Source organism: Acinetobacter sp. YH12058, from assembly GCF_013419805.1.
GTDB classification, from domain to species: Bacteria; Pseudomonadota; Gammaproteobacteria; order Pseudomonadales; family Moraxellaceae; genus Acinetobacter; species Acinetobacter towneri.
Map to the genome: position 1 here is coordinate 36,984 of NZ_VOZL01000015.1, position 22,452 is coordinate 59,435.

A 22,452-nucleotide genomic window follows, 5' to 3' on the forward strand; every position below is an offset into this window, starting at 1 on the left:
AATAAATTTTAAAGTCAGCCACTTATCGCAAGATTAGCTAAAGAAACGTGCAAACCAACTTTTACCTTTTTTCTGTTCCTGCGAACGCAAATAATGCAGCATATTGTCGCGTACCGCATCGACATAATCCTGATCATCATGCTGAATATGGTTAATCAACCATTTAGACAACAAACGATACAAATCATGTTCTACCGATTCGCCATTGGCAAAACGCTGACGGCAATCATTCAAACGCTTCACAAAAAGTTCGTGAATACCACGATGTGATGGTAAGTATTGATAATTGACCTGTGACAACAAGTTTTCTTCAAAGCTAAAATGCGATTGCGTATAGTCAATCAAGTCATCCAAGACTTCTTTGATTTGCTCCCGCGCACCTGTCGCCCGAATTTTTTCCAGCGCATTAATATAGTCCAGAATTTGTCGATGTTGATTGTCAATCACATCAATTCCGATATTAAATTTCTCACTCCACTCCATGATTTACCCTCAGATTTTTTGCTTAAAGTCGTGTTTTATTGCATCGTCCCGATGCCGTATTATCCTAATGATTAAATCCATAATTATTTTATGGAATTTGATACTAGCCGCTTTTAATTTTTAAATCCATATAGAAAATAAGGTTTTTTAAGCAACTTAGACCATAGTTGTATTTTTCAGCATTTATCATAAAAATTAATAAAATTATCATAGAGATGAAACCAACTATCCCACCTCGTTAACAGATGCTATTTTCACTTTTTTATGGATGTAATACCGTACTCAGACTGTATTAAATCTAGCTCAAACCACTAATAAATAATTCTCATTTGCAATTTCTTTAAAAAATTCACGATTTATCCTTATTTCACTTCTATAATCCTTTTAATTTCTTTTTTTCTGTTTTTTGACTCATGCCAAAAATAAAATCGACCAAACTTATTGCGGGAATTATCATTGCGCTAATGCTGGCACTTGCCGCTTGGTATTTTTTAAAACCGAAAGAACAACAACCGCAATACATTACTGCCGAAGTAAGTCGTGGAGATATTGAAAGTGCGGTGTTGGCAACAGGCGTACTTGAAGCCACCAAAATGGTCAGCGTTGGTGCGCAAGTTTCGGGTCAAGTCAAAAAAATGTATGTTCAGTTAGGCGATCAGGTCAAACAAGGACAGTTGATTGCCCAAATTGACTCCGTACGACAGGAAAATGAGTTTAAAACAGCGCAGGCCAGTATTAAAAACCAACAGGCACAATTGGCGGTTCGACAAGCCAATCTCGCCAAAGTCGCAGCAGAATATCAGCGTCAACAAGCCATGTATGCGCAAGATGCGACCTCACGTGCCGAACTTGAAACTGCCTTAGCCAACTATAAAACTTCACAAGCAGAAATTGCTGCCATTAACGCTCAAATTGAACAGTCACGCCTAACTTTAGACACGTCTAAAGAAAATTTAGGTTATACCCGTATTCTTGCCCCAATGGATGGCACTGTCGTTGCAATTGTGACCGAAGAAGGTCAAACCGTGAACGCCAATCAAAGTGCGCCCACGATTGTTAAATTAGCCAAACTTGACACCATGACTGTAAAAGCAGAAATTTCTGAAGCGGATGTAATGAAGGTCGAAGAGGGACAAACGGTCTATTTCACCACCTTGGGCAACAGTGAGAAAAAACATTACGCTACTTTACGTCAGGTAGAACCTGCACCCAAATCCATCAATACCGAAAGCAATAACAATACGTCATCATCTTCAAGTTCTGCAGTGTACTACAACGCTTTATTTGACGTACCAAATGAAGACGGCAAGCTACGCATCAATATGACCGCACAAGTGTCCATTGTATTGGCAGAGGCACGCAATGTGCTGACCATTCCTGCTGCTGCGGTACAAGGTGTAAACCGTTCACGCAGTCGTGGCAACAGCAATAATTCAGACAGCAACGTACGTGCTGAGCGCGACAATACCGATGCCAGTTCTAGCAAACGCCCTGCCCGCTTGGAATTGACTACCAATGAAAAAGCCTTGGTTGATCAAGGTAAAGCCTCTTTAGGCATGGTACGCGTGCTGCAAGCCGATGGTTCAGCTCGACCACAATCGGTATTGCTTGGCTTAAACAACCGCGCAACAGTACAAGTCATTCGTGGCCTAAAACTGGGCGATCAAGTCATTATTGCCGATGGTTCCGATACCTCAAACGATGCGGCGAAGCGTGGTGGTCGTGTTGGCCCATCAGTGAGAATGTAAGATGAGTCAGTCACAACCTCTGTTAGAGGTCACCAATCTGACCCGTGAATTCCCTGCGGGTGAATCTACAGTGCAGATTCTCAAAGGCATTGATCTGAAGATTTACCCAGGTGAATTGGTTGCGATTGTAGGTCAGTCGGGTTCGGGAAAATCCACCCTCATGAATATTTTGGGCTGTCTGGATCAACCCACCACAGGCAGCTACAAAGTCAAAGGACGCGAAACCCGACAACTTGAAGCCGATGAATTGGCACAGCTACGTCGTGAATATTTTGGTTTTATTTTCCAGCGCTATCACTTATTGGGTGATTTAAGCGCTGCGGGCAACGTCGAAGTGCCTGCAATTTATGCAGGTGCCGATGTTGAAGAACGACAAGCACGCGCGACTGCGCTGCTCAGTGACTTAGGTCTAGCCGATAAAACCCAAAACCGCCCAAGTCAGCTTTCAGGTGGACAACAACAACGTGTATCCATTGCACGTGCCTTGATGAATGGTGGCGATGTGATTCTTGCCGATGAACCCACAGGTGCACTCGACAAGAATAGCGGTATTGAAGTGATGCGGATTTTGCGTGAGCTAAATACCAAAGGTCACACCATCATCTTGGTCACACATGACCATAATGTCGCTAAAAATGCCACACGGATTATTGAAATCAGTGACGGGCTTATTATTTCTGATCAGCCCAACACACCTGCCGATCAAGATGATATTACCCAACAAACTTTGCAACATTCACCACAAAAAAGAACTTCAGCTTGGCGTTCTGTATTTGATCGTTTAGGTGAAGCCTTCCGCATGGCGCTACTGGCGATGAATGCGCATCGCATGCGCACCTTTTTAACCATGCTCGGGATTATTATCGGGATCGCTTCGGTTGTATCTGTTGTGGCACTTGGCAATGGTTCACAGAAACAAATTTTAGAGAACATCAGCAGTTTAGGTACCAACACCATTACCGTGTTTCAGGGGCGTGGTTTTGGTGATACCTCGCGCTCATCTCAGCTTAAAACCCTAATTCCTGCCGATGCCGATGCTTTGGCAGAACAACCTTATGTGGATGGGGTCAGCCCATCGGTCAATAGCAACGTCACAGTACGTTTTAAAGACACCGAGGCTTCTGCCACAGTCAATGGTGTGAGCGAAGACTTTTTCTATGTGCGCGGCATGAACTTCCAGTCGGGTCAGCCTTTTGACAAACACAGCGTGCTGGAACAAGCGCAAGATGTGGTGATTGATCACAACACCAAAAATACATTTTTTAGTGATGGCAGCAACCCTGTCGGGCAAGTAATTTTATTGGGCAGCGTACCCAGCCGTATTATTGGCGTGGTCGAAGAACAAAAAAGCATGATGGGCAATGCCGACAGCTTAAATGTGTATTTGCCCTACTCTACGGTAATGAGCCGCATGCTTGGCCAAAGCCATGTGCGCAGCATTATTGTACGAGTCAAAGATGAATATCCAAGTGCTGCAGCAGAAAATGCCATCCTAAGTCTGTTGGTACAGCGTCATGGTGCGCAGGATGTATTTACTCAAAATGCCGACAGTATCCGTGAAACCATCCAACAAACTACCGCCACCATGACCTTACTGGTTTCTGCTATTGCAGTGATTTCACTGGTGGTCGGTGGAATTGGCGTAATGAACATCATGTTGGTCTCTGTCACAGAACGCACCCAAGAAATTGGGGTACGCATGGCAGTCGGCGCACGACAAAGCGATATTTTGCAGCAATTTTTAATTGAAGCCATTTTAGTGTGTATTTTAGGCGGTGTACTTGGCGTCTTGCTCGCACTCGGAATTGGGCAATTGATTAATCATGTGGCAGGTGGAACCTTTCAAATGGCGTACTCCACCACCTCGATTGTAGCCGCTTTTGTCTGTTCAAGCCTGATTGGAATTGTGTTCGGTTTTATTCCTGCACGTAATGCTGCCCAACTGAACCCTGTCGATGCGCTATCTAGAGAATAAGGAATTAGAGTAAGGAATGATGATGCGATTTAACCAGAAGTCACGACAATTCAGCCAACTCGTCACTGCGCTTTTTCTTGGCAGCAGCTTAGTGGGTTGTGCAGCCGTAGTCAAAACACCTTATCAGGCACCTGCTGTAAATATTCCTCAACAGTTTGAGCAGCAGCAAAAAAGCCAGCAAGTCCTTGCACAACTAAATACAGACCGTTGGTGGACACTCTTTCACGATGCTGCTTTAAATCAATTGGTTGAACAAGTCTTGGCGCGTAACAGTGACCTCGCGGTTGCAGGACTGAATTTACAACAAGCCAGATTACAAGCCAAACAAAGCCAACGTCAGCAAGGTGTCCGGATTGGCAATGCAGGTATTTCTACAGGGCATCAATTTAGTTTAGAGGGCAATGGTGATACAGCGCGTGGGATTTCGCTGAATTATCCCGGACTGAGCTATGAATTGGACTTATTCGGTAAACTTGCCAATCAGACTGAAGCTGCACGTTGGGAAGCCTTAGCCACCGAACAAGACTTACAAGCCACCGCACAAAGCCTGATTGCAACCACTGCCAATTTATATTGGCAATTGGGTTATTTAAATGAACGCTATGTTGTCGCACAACAAAACCTTGCCAGTACGCAAAAAACGTATCAATTGGTCAGTGCGCAATATCGCGCGGGTGCAGTTTCAGGATTGGATTTAAACCAAGCCGAACAAGCCCTGCAAAGTCAAAAATCAACCTTGAGCCAAATTGCACAGCAAAAAGTTGAAACACGCACCGCCTTGGCAGTTTTACTGCATCAACCTGTGCAAATGTTGAATATCAATGAACCACAGAGTTTGGCCGCTGTTCGTTTACCGAATATTACTGCTGGCTTACCTGCAGAACTGCTGTCACGTCGTCCCGACTTACGTGCAGCCGAATTACGTTTACGTAAAGCCTTGGCCAATAAAGATGCCAATCGAGCCAGTTATTACCCATCCATCAGTCTTACAGGCACACTCAGTACAGGTGTCGGTACAGGCGCGCATACCTCTTTAAGCGATGCCCTAAAAAACCCAATTGCCACTTTAGGTGCAGGTTTAACCCTGCCATTTTTGCAATGGAATGATATGCAGCGCGATCTAAAAGTGAATGCTTTGGAATATGAAAAAGCCATTGTGCAATATCGACAAACTTTATATAAAGCCTTTGCCGATGTCGAAAATGCACTGTCAGCACGAACCGCGCTGAATCAACAAGTCGCGCTGCAAAGCCGCAATTTAGCACTGGCAGAGAAAACTGAACGCTTAACTGAGGTGCGTTATCGGCATGGTGCGATTGCCTTAAAAAACCTGCTAGATGCACAAGAAACCACCCGCAATGCACGTTTAAGTTTATTGCAGACCAAGCAAAACCAATACAACGCCTATGTGACTTTATTGCAAGCGTTGGGTGGTAGTCCGATTCAAAACATTCAATAATGCAAGAGTTGATCTAAATTGATCACGATAAAAAAAGCCTGTGGATGATTTTAAACATCCACAGGCTTTTGCTTGCTTTGTATATAAACTTTGAAATTAAGTTTTCTCAGATAATAACGCTTCTTTACTTAATACTTGATGGCTACTGGTCGCAATTGGCAAACTGACTTTAAAAGTCGTTCCCACACCTTCTTTCGATTCCACCACAATTTGCCCGTGGTTCAAATCGACAAAACGCTTACACAACACCAAACCTAAACCAATACCCTTTTCACCTGCAGTGCCTTTAAAACTAACAGTAAGTTTAGGCTCGAACAGCGTTTCGAGTTGTTGTGCAGTCATGCCCAAACCCGTATCTTGAATATAAATATCCACACTGGTTTCTGTTTGCTCTGCACGTAAAATGACTTTGCCTGTGCCATCGGTAAAGGTAAATTTCAGCGCATTCGACACCAAATTTTGAATCACCGAGGTAATCATATTGATGTCGGCATAAACTTTAATGCCTTCTTCAACTTGATCAATCAGTTCAATATTTTTCTTGATTGCCAAACTTTTCAACACATCGCAAACAATTTTGGTCGATTGCTTTAACTCAAAATTAATTGGGTGATACACAAAGCGTCCACCCTCTGCCATCGCCCAATTCAATAAACTTTCTAGCAAGTTATAGGTCGATTGTGCTGTGTCGAATAAATAGTCGGCAATATTTTGAATACTAGAATCATCCAAAGTTTCGCGCTCTTGCGCTAAAACTTCCGAAAACCCCAATAAGCCATGAAATGGCGCGCGCAAATCATGCGCAATAATTTGGAAAAATTTGGTTTTACTAAAATTCAATGCAGACTGCTGTTCATACAGTTCTTTTAAGCTTGCATAATCAACTTTTAATTCAATATAACGCACCAAACCTGCAGCAAACTCCGCCACTGTCGGCAAAGCACCTAAACTAAACGCTTCTTCACGATGATCAAATAACAACAACTGCCCAATCGACTCGCCATCGGTTTTGAGTAAATCCAGTGCGATTAGGCGCGCGGCTTCTATCCCCAAACTTGCGATGTGCTGCACAAAATTTGCATATTGAGGATGTTGAGGTTCAATCAGTTGCTGACCTTGAAAGAAAGCGTCTAACCGTGCGTTTGGGTTGGCACGAAAGGCTTTAAAAACTTGATTGGTGGAATACCAGATGTACGGCTCATTTTTAAAAGTCAAAATGGCATGATCTACATGCAGCATTTGACGGGCAAACTTCAAAAAACCATCAATTTGGTTACTTGGCGTATGTACACCCAATAATAACGAGAGTGTGCAAGCACTGAGTTGCTCCGTTTCAGGACCAATTTCCAGCAACTGTATTTTCATTTTTGCCTCGTTAATTAAAGTGTGCCGCGCCTATGAATTATTTTGTCTACAAAACTCATCCACTGAATTCAGAGTTAACCTACAAACTTTAACACAAAACACAAGCTTTCAAACTAATTTAAAAAACTGCGTAACAACTCGGCATTTCTTCTTTACTACTTGATTTTTTCATCTATGGATTAACAAGGGTTTAGCTCACGCTTGATTATGATTTTTGATGGATCAAACGGTGCTACAAACCCGCTAAAAAATACGCTTATTTTTGTAAAATTTGGACCATAAAAATAGATCTAAACTTTTAAAATATAAATCAGGCTTTTTATCTGTAGATTTCCCTCCGTTTTTGAAGAAAATCTCAACTTCTATACAAGAGTTTACATTGCATCACACTGTAAAAAATAGAAGCAACATATTGATAAACATATAAAATAAATAGAATAAATATATCCACCTATCATTTTCATCGGTTATTTATCAAACATTCGACTTAAGTCGAACCCTCAACTGGTTAATTTATAATAAAATATACATATATTTTTGATGTCATATCTTCATCATACGATTTGATTAGTATTTCAACAGTAAATACTCAAGGCGATTTTTAGGTTTAAATAGGCTCATTTTTACATTAAGCCGTGTCTTGACTCGCACAAATGCGACACATCATTTCGTAGCGAAATGGCGTCATCACTGTAATTACGTTGACTGAAATGCATAGAGAGTCGATACTCTCAAGGTTAAATTAGGCAAATCGGTTCGCAGGGGCTGAGTCATCATCTCGCTCCTAAAAAACTCAATCAAAGCAAGGGGCTATATATGGCTGGTGGAAAGTCAAAAATCATTTACACACTGACCGATGAGGCGCCATTGTTGGCGACCTACTCTCTACTGCCGATCATTGAGACCTTTACTAAGCCTGCTGGCATCGAGATTGTCAAGAGTGATATCTCTGTAGCAGCACGCGTACTCTCTGAATTCTCGGAATACCTAAGCGAAGAACAGAAGGTAGCCGACAACCTCGCAGAGCTTGGACGTCTCACGCAAGATCCAGATACCAATATCATCAAACTTCCAAACATCAGTGCTTCAGTTGCTCAGTTAGTTGCATGTATCAAGGAATTACAAGCAAAAGGCTATGCAATTCCTGACTATCCTGAAAATGAAAATACTGCAGAAGATAAAGCTTTACGCGCTCGTTTTGGCAAATGCTTAGGCTCAGCAGTAAACCCTGTATTACGTGAAGGTAACTCTGACCGTCGTGCACCTGCTGCAGTGAAAAACTATGCGAAAAAACACCCGCACTCTATGGGTGAATGGAAGCAATGGTCACAAACTCACGTTTCACACATGGATGAAGGCGACTTCTACCATGGCGAAAAATCGATGACGCTTGACCGCGCACGTAACGTAAAAATGGAACTCATCACTCAATCTGGTGAAACCATTGTACTGAAAGAAAAAGTAGCGTTACTTGACGGCGAAATCATCGATTCTATGTTCATGAGCAAGAAAGCGCTTTGCGACTTCTATGAAAAAGAATTGGATGATTGTAAAGAAGCAGGCATTTTGTTCTCTTTACACGTAAAAGCGACCATGATGAAAGTTTCACACCCGATTGTATTCGGTCACTGTGTGAAAATTTACTATAAAGAAGCGTTTGAAAAACACGGTAAATTGTTTGAAGAACTTGGCATTAACGTCAACAACGGTATGGCAGGTCTTTATGAAAAGATCGAAACCTTACCAACTTCTTTACGTGAAGAAATCATCGAAGATTTACACGCATGCCAAGAACACCGCCCTGCACTTGCAATGGTGGATTCTGCAAAAGGCATCACCAACTTCCACTCTCCAAACGACGTAATTGTAGATGCTTCTATGCCTGCAATGATTCGTGGTGGCGGTAAAATGTGGGGTGCTGACGGTAAACCTTACGACTGTAAAGCAGTAATGCCTGAATCTACTTTCGCGCGTATTTACCAAGAAATGATCAATTTCTGTAAGTGGAATGGTAACTTCGACCCACGTACGATGGGTACTGTGCCAAACGTAGGTTTGATGGCGCAAAAAGCTGAAGAATACGGCTCACACGACAAGACTTTTGAAGTTCCTGCTGCAGGTGTTGCAAACATCACTGATATTGACACTGGTGAAGTGTTGATGACTCAAAACGTAGAAGAAGGCGACATCTGGCGTATGTGTCAGGTGAAAGATGCACCTATTCGCGACTGGGTTAAACTTGCAGTAACACGTGCACGTAACTCTGGTATGCCAGCAATTTTCTGGTTAGACCCGTACCGTCCACACGAAAACGAAGTGATCAAAAAAGTTCAAAAATACTTAAAAGATCACGACACGACTGGTTTAGATATTCAAATCATGTCACAAGTTCGTGCGATGCGTTATACGCTTGAGCGTGTTGCGCGTGGTTTAGACACCATTTCTGTAACAGGTAACATTTTACGTGACTACCTCACAGACTTGTTCCCAATTATGGAGCTTGGCACTTCTGCAAAAATGTTATCTATCGTTCCGTTAATGGCGGGTGGCGGTATGTACGAAACTGGTGCGGGTGGTTCTGCGCCTAAACACGTACAACAACTTGTTGAAGAAAACCACTTACGTTGGGATTCTTTAGGTGAGTTCCTTGCGCTTGCTGCTTCTTTAGAAGAAATGGGTATTAAAGAAGATAATACTCGTGCGAAATTACTTGCATCAACTCTTGATCAAGCGACCAGCAAATTACTTGATAACGACAAGTCTCCATCACGTCGTACTGGCGAACTGGACAACCGTGGCAGCCACTTCTACTTGGCAAAATTCTGGGCAGAAGCACTTGCTGCTCAAGACGAAGATGCTGAGTTGAAAGCGAAGTTTGCACCACTTGCACAAGCTTTAGCTGCAAACGAAGACAAAATTGTTGCTGAACTTGCGGAAGTACAAGGTAAATCGGTTGATATCGGTGGTTACTACGCAGTAGATCAAGCTAAAGTGAATGCAGTAATGCGTCCAAGCGCAACATTCAATGCTGCACTTGATGCAGCTCAATAAGTTGATGCAAAACTAACCTAAGTTAGTAATGTTAAAAACCAGCGCTTCGGCGCTGGTTTTTTACACCCTCATTTATATAGTGTTATGACAACTATTTCATTTTATGCTTAGATCTAAATTTTATGAATGTGAGTTATCACAGGTTAGGATTTTTCATTCAACTATAGCCATAAAATAAGGAAAACCTAAAATGGCAAATTCATGGGGAATACCAAAGCACATAGAAGATGCGGTCTTGGAGCGAGACCTGTGCTGTGTATATTGCGGCAAAAAGTTTGGCACTGAAAGAGCCAATAAGAAGTCTTGGGAACACATTATCAACGATATAAGAATTACAACCTTATCCAATATTGCATTGTGCTGTATTGGCTGCAATGCATCTAAAGGCAATAAAGACTTAGCAACTTGGCTCCATTCTGAGAATGCTCGAAAAAGAGGCGTCACCACTGAGACAATTGCAGATGTCATCAAAGTAGCTTTAGATAGTGAATAAAGCTTTTAAGTACTACAAGCCCTATAAGACACCCGATCAATCACATTTGATTATTGTATTGATCTAATAATTTAAGCTTAGCATCTGATTCCACCATGAGTACCAATGAAAAATCAGGTACTCATTTGGGTACTCATTTTCCAAAGTGACCACCTGAATTGTGGCTAATGGAATCATTAAGACTGGAGCTAAAAAATGGCACAACCCATTAATATACAGACAATAAAAAAACCCCCAAGTCCTAATATGCTTGAGGGCTTTTCCTTTATATGGTCCCGAGGGTCGGACTCGAACCGACACGTCATCTCTGACAGCGGATTTTGAGTCCGCCGCGTCTACCAATTTCACCACCTCGGGTAGGTGTTGATGGGTATAATAAACTTTTTTGACAGCTTGTCAACGCAAGTTTTTTGCAATTGTTTAAAATTAAATCAGCTGTCATTTTTTTGATTTATAATCGACCAATTTCATCCATAAAACCTAAAAAAGCATATACTAGGCGCAGTTTTCCCAGTGTTCTAACTTGTTTTTATCATGCAGCTTTCTGACTTTAATTTTAATCTCCCCGATGAACTCATTGCTCGTTACCCACTAGCAAGTCGTAGCGCCTCTCGTCTGCTGCATCTTGATGCTCAAGGTCAGTATCATGACCATCAATTTACCGACTTACTGAATTTACTCGAAGCGGGCGATTTACTGGTACTTAACGATACCAAAGTCATGAAAGCGCGTCTTAAAGGTAAACGTGCCACAGGCGGTGCAGTGGAAGTCTTGGTAGAACGTCTGCAAGATCAATTTATTGCCCATTGCCATATTAAAGCCAGCAACTCACCAAAAGCAGGTGCAGAACTGTTTATTGGGCCTGATGCTGTAAAAGTGACCGTACAAGGTCGCCATGAAAACTTATTTATTGTCGAGTTTTCGCAGCCTATTTTAGACGTATTGGATGCCTACGGTCAGTTGCCGATTCCACCCTACTTTAACCGCGAAGCAGAAGCGATTGATACCGAGCGTTATCAAACCGTATTTAACGACCCAACAAAACTCGCTAGTGTTGCCGCCCCCACTGCCAGCTTGCACTTTGATGAAGCCTTACTGCAACAGCTAGCAGATAAAGGCATTCAAAAAACCTTTGTGACCTTGCACGTGGGCGCAGGTACATTCCTGCCTGTACGTACCGATGATATTGCCAATCACATCATGCACAGTGAATGGTGTGAAGTTTCTGAAGCTGCCGTAGCGCTGATTCGTGAAACCAAAGCACGAGGCAACAAAGTTATTTCAGTGGGCACAACTGCCACCCGTGCCGTGGAAAGTGCTGCCCAAGCCCATGCAGGCAAACTTGCAGCGTGGTCGGGTGATACGCAAATTTTTATTTACCCAGGTTATCAGTTTAAAGTGGTGGATCGTCTAATCACCAATTTCCACTTGCCTGAATCCACCTTATTAATGTTGGTATCTGCGCTTTCAAGCCGTGAAAATGTCATGCAGGCGTATCAACATGCTGTGGCGGAACGCTATCGTTTCTTTAGCTATGGCGATGCCATGCTGATTGATCAAGCTCAGACTTAATTTTCAAACTGTAAAAGAAACCGCCATGCCGCTCGATTCCGTGCAACACTCCATTCATATTCGACGCAAGAAGAATCAACGGGTATTTCGTAATATCGCGCGGTTATGGGATATTGGAAAAAAAGCACAAAGCCATCAAGATATTTTAGATGGCTTACACCCTTGGCAAGATGACATCACCCTCAAGTTTGAAAATGTTTTGCCTGTCCTGCTTGGCATTATAGGTGTGTTGTTCTGTTTATTGCTCTTGATTCAACCGAGTAATATTTGGCTGCAATTTTGTTTGCTGATTGGTGTAGTCTGTATTTTTTGGGCATTTATTACCTATGAACAAGATGATCCCATTGAAGAAGTCATTGCTTTTTTAGAACAGGAAAGCATTGCTCAACGCTACCAACTGGCATGGCAACAACCACCGCAGCACCTCGCCAAAACCTTGCAACCCATTTACTTTATCGCCCATTTAAAAGCGATGTTCCCCTTATTTCATTTGGGTAATCTTTCCAATGACATTACCCGCTATGCCAGTACAGTTTGGCAAGATCAACAAGGCAAGCAGCATCAGGTTTTGGTATTTGAATATCGCTATGTCAGTGAAACCCGCATTAAAGATCAAAATGGCAATGACTACAAAGTACGTGAAGTGGTGCGACATTTATCGGGCGTATTTGTCTTTGATGTGCAGCTACAAGGTTTAGCCGTTACCTCAAACAATAAAACCTTTGGTGCGCCTTATCATGTGCCGTGGCATACCAGTGACATTCGCCTGAATCAAAAACTCAACTTTTTTGGCAGTGATGCAATTCAACTGGCGCGTACGCTCAGCCCTGCAATGGTGTTAAAACTGGATGATTTTTTTCAGCATCAGCAAGGTGATTTGTTATTTCACCCTGAGCGGAACACGCTCTGTTTTTTAGGTAATCGCAACTTGTTTGAAATTTCCAGTAAAGCAAAAAATATTCAAGATATTTCCGCATTGCGTGGACACTTACGCACTTTTAAATTACCTTATTTAGAACAATTACAGACAGATTTGATTGATTTTCTGGACTAAGAAAATCGTCTTGGGGCAAAACATGGGTATCGCAATTTTTCTTTTGGTTGTCATCGTCTTGGTGATGCTGGGCATCATGATTCGTAACAACATCATACGCCACCACAACGCCACCATCCGCGCTTGGGCAGATGTGACCAGTTTTGAACGACAGAAGTTAAAAACGCTTGAAGAACTTGCGCCAGTGGTCGAACAATATGCAGGTATGGAAAAAGGCACTTTAGAAAAAGTGACTGAACTGCGCCAAAATATTATGAACCTAAACATCAACAATGCCGATGTCAGCCAATTACAACGTGTTGAAGCCTTGAGCAAAGAATTGATGCGCAGCTTAAATGTGGTGGTCGAAAATTACCCTGAACTCAAAGCCGACCAACTGTATTTAAAAATGATGCATGAAATTGATGAGCAGAACGAAAATGTCGGTGCTGCGATTACTATTTATAACCGCAATGTCGAGTTATTTAATAACTATATTCAGGTCTTTCCTAACAACATGATTAACACTGCAACCACAGCGAAAAAACCTGTGCGCGCCTTTCGGGACAACAGTGCAGCACAAAGTTTTGATTATCGTCCAAACTTTTAAGCCATTTAATTCTAAGCCGCTCCTTTGAAATTATTTATAAAAACAGCAAGCACGAAGCTTGCTGTTTTTTCAGATTTCGACTAAACACAAGACTGTGTCAGATACTGCACCTGATTACGTCCTTTGTTTTTTGCCAAATACAACAATTCATCGGCTGAATGCAGAAAATCGACCACATTGTGATACTGCTGATTTTGATGATAGCTATTTACACCAATACTCACAGTAACTTGGGTCGTCTCCCCTGTCTTGGTATGTGGAATTTCCAGCGCATATACTGCCTGCCTAAAGTTTTCAGCAAGTTGTACAGCATCTGCCAATGGTGTTTCAGGCAATAGCACCACAAACTCTTCACCACCAAAGCGAGCCACAAAGTCAGATGCACGCGCAAAGTGTTGTTTAAGCAACTGCGCCACACTAATCAAACAATGATCACCCTGTAAATGTCCATAATTGTCGTTATAAGGCTTGAAATGGTCGATGTCGATAAACAAGAGAGACAATGCATGTTGATGACGCACAGCACGTTTAAATTCGTTTTCTATACGCTCACTGAGCGCCTTTCGATTGGCAACCAAGGTCAGCGGGTCTTGTAAGCTCAAAGCCAGATTTTTGCGACTCAACGCTTCGAGTTCCAACTCCATTTGTTTACGCGCAGAAATATCAAACATAAACCCAATAATCGCCACAGTTTCGTTATTTTCACGAATCACATGCACCACATCACGAATCCAGACATAATCTCCTGTAGCGGTTAAGGCACGATAATCCGCTTCGTGGTCTGTGCCTTGATCGGACAGACTCACACACATATTCACGGTCTTGTCCCGATCTTCAGGATGCATCCGATCAATCCAATCTTGTGCAGTTTTCCAGCTGTCTTGCGTCCAACCCAGTAAAGACTCAATTTGTGGGCCAATATAGCTAAAAGCTTTGGTTTTCCAGTTAATCTGCCACGGAATTGCATTCGTGGTTTCCAAAAGTGTTTTATAGAATTGGTCTTCTTTTAGTGCACTGTTTAATTCACTCATAGCCCACCTCTATGAATTGATTTTAATTACAATTTAACAACTTAAGTGAGCTTTGACTACAATTTGTTTTGTCTTATTGACATTTTTCTCAGCTTTGACACAATCATGAGGTTGAGCAAAATATAAACAACAATTGCTCAAAACATAAATCCCAAAATAAAAAGTAAGCCGATAAAATGTTAGAACATATTCAGAACCTGAAAAACACCCTCATTCAAGAGTTTTTCCAACTCTATGAGCAATATGAACAAGACCAAATTTATGCCTGTGTACTGGTCTTTAATGAATATCTTGGGGTCGATTATTTAGCTGTTTCAAGCCAACGCAACCTGTTTAATGAACAGGAAGATGAAGCACAATATTTATCTGAAGTAAATAAATGGAATATAGAAAAATGGCGTTATCGCACTCAAGCCAACAATTCTAGCGGTCTGCATCAATTTAAAAATATTTTTGCAGATTATTTTAAACAGCGACATATCTATGGCAATCCTCTGCTGAATTCCAATGACACGCTGCAATACAGCCATCTTGAACTTTTACTGGATATATTTCAGCAGGCTAAACAATCTTTATCGGGCGCTTATGGCTTAGATTTAAGCCAAATTCTGTTTTTTATTCATGTGCCCAAACAGGTCGATGTAGAAATCCACTCAGCGCAATTTCTAAACGCTCCAAGTGCTTTGCTCGATGAATTCCTGCACAACAAAGCGCCTCAAACCACGATGGAACAATCCACCGCACAACCCAAGCTCAAACTACAACAAGTGGATAAAGACTTGCTGATTGATCTGGCACAACTTTTAGAAGTGGAACCGTATGATTATTTGAGCATTGCACATGAAGCCTATTTGCTCACATTAGAACCGAGTTTTATCACTTGGAGCGTAAAACCTCGTGGTTCAGCACGAGGATATAAGCGACTGGCGTAAGCCATACGACATGGAATGTCGTATTAAATATCTTTGTTGTTCATTACTTAAAATATTATTGTTAAAATAAGCACATGAAAACACTTAAACTCCGCATAAAAGACAAACACGCAAAGGTGCTGATTAAATTAGCATCTGAGGTGAACTTTGTTTGGAATTATGTGAATGATTTAAGTTTTAAGCACCTAAAAAGAAAAGGTGAGTTTCTATCTGCATTTGATATTGCTCAATACACCAAAGGCGCATCTAAAGAGTGTGGTTTGCACAGCCAAACCATACAGGCTGTCACCGAAGAATTAATCACACGCAGAAAGCAGTTTAAGAAAGCCAAACTCAAATGGCGTGTTAGCAACAAGAAGTCAGCAAGAAAATCACTTGGATGGATACCGTTTAAGAAAGTAGCGATCAAATACGCTGATGGATATGTTCAATATGGTAAACATCAATTCAAACTATGGGATAGCTATGGATTAAGCAAATATGCTGTTAGAACTGGTTCATTTGTTGAGGACAGCCGTGGGCGTTGGTACGTGTGCCTTGTGGTCGATTCATCGAATCAAGAAAAACCAACAGCAACCAAAGCCATAGGTATTGATCTAGGTTTAAAAGATATTGCAACCTGTTCTGATGGTACGGTTATTTCAAACCCCAAGTTCTATCGCCAATACGAAAAGAAATTAGGTATTGCTCAACGAGCAAGGAATAAAAAACGTGTACGTGCATTACACGCCAAGATTGCAAATTGCCGTAAAGACCATTTGCATAAGGCAAGTACATTACTTGTTAAAAATAATGCACTCATAATTGTAGGTGACTTAAGTGCCAAAAAGCTTGTAAAAACTAAAATGGCAAAGTCTGTTTTAGATACAGGGTTTTCAGCACTAAAAACAATGCTCAAGTATAAATGCGAGAACGCAGGGGTAATGTTTGAAGAAGTCAATGAAGCCTATACCACCCAAATCTGTTCGTGCTGCGGTGAGATCACCTCAAGTAGTCCGAGAGGTAGGACAGGTCTTGGAATAAGAGAATGGTCATGTGAGTGTGGTGTCACTCACGATAGGGACTTAAATAGTGCCATGAACATTCTTGCGCTTGGGCATAAGCGTCTAGCTGTAGGAATCACCTCCGTTTAAGGGAGGTGAGGATGTCAATGACAGTAATTTATATATTCAGCGTTTAATTCAGCACGTTGCTGCAATGGACAATCATGAACAAGGTGAAATTGCCTTACATAAAGAAATTACCCAACGTATTCAGCAATTTTACGCCATGTAAGCACAATGGATTTGAACAAAATATTTACTCGCAATTTTTACCAAGGAAAACGTATCTCAACTGGCAATTCCGTGCAGAATCTAGGAAAATATTGCACTTTTAGCATGAACAATCAGCGAACTGTTTTTTCGCCTTGATTTGGAACATATATGAAGTTTGAGAAATTAGGTCAGTCGGGGCGCGCCCGTCGTGGTCGTTTAACACTTGCTCATGGTGTGGTAGAAACCCCTGTGTTTATGCCTGTGGGGACGTATGGCACAGTCAAAGGCATGCTGCCACGCGATATTGAAGAAATTCAGGCACAGGTTATTTTAGGCAATACCTTTCATTTATATTTGCGTCCAGGGCTAGAAGTGATTCAGCAACACGGCGGTCTACATGAATTCATCAAATGGGATAAGCCTATTTTGACTGACTCTGGTGGCTTTCAGGTGTTTAGCTTAGGCGCAATGCGTAAAATTAAAGAAGAAGGTGTGACCTTCCGTTCGCCTATTGATGGCTCAAAGGTTTTTCTTTCGCCTGAAATCTCGATGGAAATTCAAAAAACTTTGAACTCTGACATCGTGATGATTTTTGACGAATGTACGCCTTATCCTGCAACGCATGAAGAAGCACAAAAATCTTTGCAATTGTCTTTACGCTGGGCAAAACGCTGTAAAACACATCACCATGATGAACTACAAAACAGCAACGCGCTGTTCGGGATTATTCAAGGCGGTATGTACGAAGATTTACGTGTTGAATCTTTAAACGGCTTACTTGAAATTGGTTTTGATGGTTATGCCATTGGCGGTCTTTCGGTGGGTGAACCGAAAGAAGAAATGATCAAAGTACTGGATTATTTGCCAGCTAAAATGCCAGAAGATAAACCACGTTATTTGATGGGCGTCGGCAAGCCAGAAGATATTGTGGAAGCAATTCGTCGTGGCGTCGATATGTTCGACTGCGTGATGCCAACCCGTAATGCGCGCAATGGTCATTACTTTGTAACCGATGGCTTGGTGCGTATTCGTAACAGTAAGTATCGTCATGACCAAAGCCCGCTCGATCCGCATTGTGATTGCTATACTTGCAAGAACTTTACCCGCGCTTATTTGTTTCATTTAGAAAAATGTGGCGAAATGTTGGGGTCAATGTTGGGCACTATTCATAACTTACGTTATTACCAACGCTTTACCCAAGATATTCGCAATGCCTTAGATAACGGCACTTTCGATGAATTTGTACAGGACTTTTATGCCCGTCGTGGCCTAGAAGTACCGCCTTGTCCTGAAGATTAGTCTTTTCAGTATTTGCGCTGAGTAAAAAGACAAGGTAAATTGCAGAACAAACCCAATTTATTATCAGATCACTGATCGCCAGTTTTTAGTTTAGGAAAATGAAATGAGCCTTTTTATTTCGACCGCTCACGCAGCAGGTGAAGCTGCACAACAACCAAGCCTTGTGGCTAACCTTTTAATGATTGCAGTCTTCATTGCAATTTTCTACTTCCTGATTTGGCGTCCACAATCAAAGCGTGCCAAAGAGCATCGTACACTGATTGAAAGCTTGGGCGTAGGCAGTGAAGTGGTATTCGCAGGTGGTCTTATGGGTAAAATCACGAAAATTGAAGGTGATTTTGCAGTGGTAGAGCTGAACCGTGGTGTAGAAGTAAAAGTACAACGCGCGAGTGTCATTTCAGTTCTTCCTGAAGGCACATTAAACAACCTCTAATCAAAAAGAGTCGTGCTCACGCACGACTTTTTCATTTTAAGAAGAAAATAAATGCGTTACCCAGCATGGAAATATCTGCTCATCCTCGTTGTTCTTGTGGTGAGTACATTATATGCCCTGCCTAGCTTGTATCCAGATGAACCTGCTGTTCAAATTTCAGGTGCCAAAGCTGGTACCCAAATTGATCAAAGCATCATACAAAAAGCAGAGCAAATTTTACAATCAGAAAATATTGCCAGTCATGACAACAGCTTTACCAACAATGCTGCATTGTTGCGTTTAGACACCTCAGAAGCCCAACTCAAAGCCAAAGAAGCTTTACGTCGCGGTTTAGGTGATGACTATGTCGTGGCACTGAACCTTGCGCCAACCACACCAGAATGGCTACAAAAAATTGGTGCAAAACCAATGAAACTCGGTCTGGACTTACGTGGTGGTGTGCACTTCTTATTAGAAGTGGATATGGACAAGGCCATCAGCCAGCGTATGGAAACTTCAGCCACCGATTTACGCCGTCAATTGCGTGACAACAAGCTGAAATTTAATAGCCTTTCGCTGAATAACAACACCATCACCCTACAGTTTGCCAATAATGCAGACCGTGATGCAGTGATGGATTTCTTGCGTCGTAACGGCAATGAATACACACAGCAAGCTGTAGCCACCACAGAAGGCTCTAGCTTACGTCTGAACTATACCGATGTCCGTAAACAGGAAATTCAGTCGTATGCGGTCAATCAGAACTTAACTACTTTACGTAACCGTATTAACGAGTTAGGTGTGGCTGAAGCTTTGGTACAAACTCAAGGTAGCAACCGTATTGTAGTGGAATTGCCAGGCGTACAAGATACTGCTGAAGCGAAGCGTGTACTCGGTCGTACTGCGAACCTCGAATTCCGTTTGGTGTCTGACTTAAATGATCAATATATTGATCCGTACACAGGTCAGACTACAGGTACAGTACCACCTGGCACAGAAGCGTTTGCCTTTGAATCTTTGGACAGTGGTCGCCAATTATTATTGAACCGCAGCCGTATTTTAACGGGTGAGCGTGTTCAAAATGCGTCGAGTGGTTTTAGCCAAGATACAGGCGGTGCAGAAGTTAACATTACCCTTGATGCTGCGGGCGGTAAGCTCATGGCAGATGCGACGCGTAACGCTGTGGGTAAACGTATGGCGGTATTGTTTATTGAAAACAAACAACGCATTAGCTATGTGACCGATGAAAATGGCACACAAACTGAAGTACGTACGCCATACACCGAATCTGTCGTTATTAATGCTGCAACCATTCAGGCAGTATTGGGTTCGCAGTTCCGTATTACAGGTCTAGATTCTCCACAAGAAGCCTCTGAATTGGCCTTAATGCTTCGTGCTGGTGCTTTGGCAGCGCCAATGTACTTTGTCGAAGAACGTGTGATTGGCCCAAGCTTGGGTCAAGAAAACATTGATAAAGGCGTATTGTCGACTCAGATTGGCTTCATTTTGGTCGCAATCTGGATGGTGGTGTTCTTCCGTCTGTTTGGTCTGATTGCCAACTTCGCTTTAGTGTTTAACTTAGCCATGATTTTAACCGTCATGTCTTGGATTGGCGCATCACTCAGCTTGCCGGGTATTGCCGGTATCGTAATTACCATTGGTATGGCGGTGGATGCGAACGTATTGATTTGTGAGCGAATACGAGAAGAAATTAAGTGGGGCGCCTCGCCCAAACAAGCCATTGTGGCAGGTTATGACCGAGCGTATAACACTATTTTCGATTCGAACTTAACCACATTCTTGGTGGCATTCATTCTGTTTGCGATTGGTACAGGCCCAATCAAAGGCTTTGCTGTGACGCTCATGATTGGTATTGTCTGCTCGATGTTTACTGCAATTACAGTCACCCGTGCAATTGTACAAATCATTTATGGCAAAAAACGCAACTTGAAAAAGTTGAGCATTTAAGGAGATCACTGATGACTGAGAATACTCAACTGCCTTCAAAAAAATACGGTCGCCCTGATGATGAGCGCGTGATTCCATTTATGAAGATTGCTTTGCCAGCGGCATTGCTTTCTATTCTACTTACGGTTGCCAGCATCTTCTTTATTGCCACTAAAGGTTTAAATTTAGGTTTGGACTTTACTGGCGGTATTGCGGCAGAACTTAATTATAGCAACCCTGTCAAAGCGACTGATGTATCTAATGCTTTAATCAAAGCAGGCTTCAATGACCCTGTGGTACAAACACTGGGCTCTGACCGCGACCTCATGGTGCGTATGCCTGTGCAAGACGATGTAGAAGCCGAAGACCTAACCAAAGCGATTACCGCTGCGGTACAGTTGCCAAATAACACAGCAACTGTGCCAAAGGTAGATGTGGTGGGTGGTCAAGTCGGTAATGAGCTATATGTCCGTTCTGCGGGCGCTGTCGCTTTAGCGCTATTATTGATGCTGGTTTACGTCACCATTCGCTTTGAATTCAAACTGGCAATGGGTGCGGTACTGTCATTGTTCCACGATATTATTGTGACACTGGGTATTTTTGCCATGATGCAATGGCCATTTGACTTGACTGTATTGGCAGCGTTATTGGCAATTATTGGCTTCTCACTTAACGATAACATTGTTGTATCTGACCGTATTCGTGAAAACTTCCGTAAAATCCGTGGTGCAACACCGCTTGAAGTGGTGAACATTGCACTGACAGAAACTTTACGTCGTACCATTCACACCTCTATGACCTTATTATTGGTTGTAGTCGCAATGATGATCATGGGCGGTGATGGTCTGAAATGGTTCTCGATTGCGATGTTTGTGGGTGTCTTTGTCGGAACATATTCATCTATTTACATTGGTACAGCCTTTGCCTTATGGCGCGGTTTGAACCGTCAGGACTTCATTGTTCAAGTCAAACCTGAATTTGAAGGTGAAGAGCAAGAAATTCCTTAATGCATTTCTGCTGACACCAACATTCAAGCCTATCTTCGGATAGGCTTTTTTGTGCCTTAGCATTGCGATATTTACGCTGACGTTGCGATGTTAATGCTGGATAATATGAATCTGTGGAAACTGAAAGCCTACGCAAGATGGCGCTGCTCGCCATGCTACGGTCAACATACAATCTGATAAACGAAAGTTTTGATAGGCAAAATGCCCAATCTGTGGATGATGACAAATGCCGCCCTGTGCATTGGGATGCATACGAGTATCCAACTCATTCAGGCTTAAACGAATCCCTAAACCTGATGCTTTCAGCACTGCTTCTTTAGTTGTCCAGACACGAAACCAATAATCAGCGTCGTGTTCCAAATCTTGCCAGTATTGGAGTTCATTGGGATGAAACGCATGTTGTGCCAAGGCATCGAAACGCACCTTACGGTCTAAGTCCTCGACATCTACGCCAACATCGAGCAATTCAAAACTGCTTACCAAAGCATAATGCTGACGGCTATGACTATGGTTAAACTGCAATTGAGGGAATGCTGTCAAAAATGGCTTGCCATGTGGGTTACGCTCAATATCGCTGTTTTGAATATCGTGTTCTAAGTATCCAGAAAGCAATTGATTCCGATGCCGATAAATAGCCTGTTTTTGCTGTTGAATCTGTTCACTGCGTACAGCACTTGGATCGGGACTAAAAATCTGCTGAATGCGGCTAACATTCACACAAATTTTTTTAGGTGTTTTATTCATCCGCCCTTCTCCATTTTGGCTGAAATACGATAGAA

At 42.3% G+C, this 22,452-nt stretch carries 18 protein-coding genes and 1 tRNA gene; 14 read left to right on the forward strand and 5 right to left on the reverse strand.

The genetic code is table 11. The features are described 5' to 3' along the window. Positions 1 to 33 precede the first annotated feature (33 nt). Complete coding sequence (locus FTU09_RS09750; RefSeq protein ID WP_004974971.1) at positions 34 to 483, reverse strand: bacteriohemerythrin; 450 nt, start codon at positions 481 to 483, stop codon at positions 34 to 36. Positions 484 to 896: 413 nt separating this feature from the next. On the opposite strand from FTU09_RS09750, the gene FTU09_RS09755 reads away from it, so the two are divergent. The 3 genes from FTU09_RS09755 to FTU09_RS09765 are packed head-to-tail and all read left to right on the forward strand — an operon-like array spanning position 897 to position 5,665. Then, the gene (locus FTU09_RS09755; RefSeq protein ID WP_180080144.1) at positions 897 to 2,231 is read left to right on the forward strand and encodes an efflux RND transporter periplasmic adaptor subunit; all 1,335 of its coding nucleotides are present in this window, start codon (positions 897 to 899) and stop codon (positions 2,229 to 2,231) included. Between the two features lies 1 nt (position 2,232). After that, on the forward strand, positions 2,233 to 4,206 hold the full coding sequence (locus FTU09_RS09760; RefSeq protein ID WP_180080147.1) for a MacB family efflux pump subunit: 1,974 nt from the start codon (positions 2,233 to 2,235) through the stop codon (positions 4,204 to 4,206). Positions 4,207 to 4,228: 22 nt separating this feature from the next. Further along, on the forward strand, positions 4,229 to 5,665 hold the full coding sequence (locus FTU09_RS09765) for an efflux transporter outer membrane subunit (RefSeq protein ID WP_180080150.1): 1,437 nt from the start codon (positions 4,229 to 4,231) through the stop codon (positions 5,663 to 5,665). 96 nt (positions 5,666 to 5,761) lie between these two features. Here FTU09_RS09765 and FTU09_RS09770 read toward each other — a convergent pair whose 3' ends face one another. Next, positions 5,762 to 7,030 (reverse strand): sensor histidine kinase KdpD, encoded by a 1,269-nt coding sequence (locus FTU09_RS09770; protein WP_180080153.1) that lies wholly within the window; start codon positions 7,028 to 7,030, stop codon positions 5,762 to 5,764. An 816-nt stretch (positions 7,031 to 7,846) separates the two neighbouring features. Here FTU09_RS09770 and FTU09_RS09775 point away from each other — a divergent pair. Beyond that, entirely contained in the window at positions 7,847 to 10,081 is a 2,235-nt protein-coding gene (locus FTU09_RS09775) for an NADP-dependent isocitrate dehydrogenase (protein WP_178867555.1), read from the forward strand. A 190-nt stretch (positions 10,082 to 10,271) separates the two neighbouring features. After that, positions 10,272 to 10,574 carry an HNH endonuclease gene (locus FTU09_RS09780; protein WP_180062518.1) on the forward strand — a complete coding sequence of 101 codons (303 nt, stop codon included), beginning with the start codon at positions 10,272 to 10,274 and terminating at the stop codon, positions 10,572 to 10,574. A 270-nt stretch (positions 10,575 to 10,844) separates the two neighbouring features. Here FTU09_RS09780 and FTU09_RS09785 read toward each other — a convergent pair. Continuing rightward, positions 10,845 to 10,931: transfer RNA gene (locus FTU09_RS09785), tRNA-Leu, on the reverse strand. A gap of 177 nt (positions 10,932 to 11,108) precedes the next feature. Here FTU09_RS09785 and queA point away from each other — a divergent pair. Genes queA through FTU09_RS09800 form a run of 3 tightly spaced genes read left to right on the forward strand, consistent with a single transcriptional unit; the run spans position 11,109 to position 13,789 of the window. Then, positions 11,109 to 12,146, forward strand: a complete 1,038-nt coding sequence (gene queA / locus FTU09_RS09790; RefSeq protein ID WP_179990699.1) for a tRNA preQ1(34) S-adenosylmethionine ribosyltransferase-isomerase QueA — start codon at positions 11,109 to 11,111, stop codon at positions 12,144 to 12,146. Between the two features lie 25 nt (positions 12,147 to 12,171). Next, positions 12,172 to 13,200 carry a hypothetical protein gene (locus tag FTU09_RS09795; RefSeq protein ID WP_180080156.1) on the forward strand — a complete coding sequence of 343 codons (1,029 nt, stop codon included), beginning with the start codon at positions 12,172 to 12,174 and terminating at the stop codon, positions 13,198 to 13,200. 22 nt (positions 13,201 to 13,222) lie between these two features. Further along, positions 13,223 to 13,789 (forward strand): LemA family protein, encoded by a 567-nt coding sequence (locus tag FTU09_RS09800; RefSeq protein ID WP_104852521.1) that lies wholly within the window; start codon positions 13,223 to 13,225, stop codon positions 13,787 to 13,789. 80 nt (positions 13,790 to 13,869) lie between these two features. Here the strand turns inward: FTU09_RS09800 and FTU09_RS09805 are convergent, their stop codons facing one another. After that, positions 13,870 to 14,820, reverse strand: a complete 951-nt coding sequence (locus FTU09_RS09805) for a sensor domain-containing diguanylate cyclase (protein ID WP_167846296.1) — start codon at positions 14,818 to 14,820, stop codon at positions 13,870 to 13,872. A 176-nt stretch (positions 14,821 to 14,996) separates the two neighbouring features. Here FTU09_RS09805 and FTU09_RS09810 point away from each other — a divergent pair, with 176 nt between their 5' ends. The 6 genes from FTU09_RS09810 (at position 14,997) to secF (ending at position 21,673) form a co-directional block, all read left to right on the forward strand. Next, a complete protein-coding gene (locus FTU09_RS09810) occupies positions 14,997 to 15,752 on the forward strand; it encodes a DUF4303 domain-containing protein (RefSeq protein WP_180080159.1) in 756 nt (251 codons plus the stop codon). Between the two features lie 74 nt (positions 15,753 to 15,826). Beyond that, entirely contained in the window at positions 15,827 to 16,885 is a 1,059-nt protein-coding gene (locus FTU09_RS09815) for an RNA-guided endonuclease TnpB family protein (protein ID WP_167846297.1), read from the forward strand. Between the two features lie 291 nt (positions 16,886 to 17,176). Then, on the forward strand, positions 17,177 to 18,307 hold the full coding sequence (gene tgt, locus FTU09_RS09820) for a tRNA guanosine(34) transglycosylase Tgt (RefSeq protein ID WP_004974942.1): 1,131 nt from the start codon (positions 17,177 to 17,179) through the stop codon (positions 18,305 to 18,307). Between the two features lie 103 nt (positions 18,308 to 18,410). Further along, positions 18,411 to 18,740 carry a preprotein translocase subunit YajC gene (yajC, locus tag FTU09_RS09825; protein WP_004974939.1) on the forward strand — a complete coding sequence of 110 codons (330 nt, stop codon included), beginning with the start codon at positions 18,411 to 18,413 and terminating at the stop codon, positions 18,738 to 18,740. A 51-nt stretch (positions 18,741 to 18,791) separates the two neighbouring features. Continuing rightward, complete coding sequence (secD, locus tag FTU09_RS09830) at positions 18,792 to 20,687, forward strand: protein translocase subunit SecD (protein ID WP_179991288.1); 1,896 nt, start codon at positions 18,792 to 18,794, stop codon at positions 20,685 to 20,687. Positions 20,688 to 20,695: 8 nt separating this feature from the next. Further along, positions 20,696 to 21,673: a protein translocase subunit SecF gene (gene secF, locus FTU09_RS09835; protein WP_179991294.1), complete on the forward strand. Its 978-nt coding sequence runs from the start codon at positions 20,696 to 20,698 to the stop codon at positions 21,671 to 21,673. A 90-nt stretch (positions 21,674 to 21,763) separates the two neighbouring features. Here secF and FTU09_RS09845 read toward each other — a convergent pair whose 3' ends face one another. Continuing rightward, on the reverse strand, positions 21,764 to 22,417 hold the full coding sequence (locus FTU09_RS09845; protein ID WP_096902676.1) for a 4'-phosphopantetheinyl transferase superfamily protein: 654 nt from the start codon (positions 22,415 to 22,417) through the stop codon (positions 21,764 to 21,766). Positions 22,418 to 22,452: the final 35 nt, after the last annotated feature.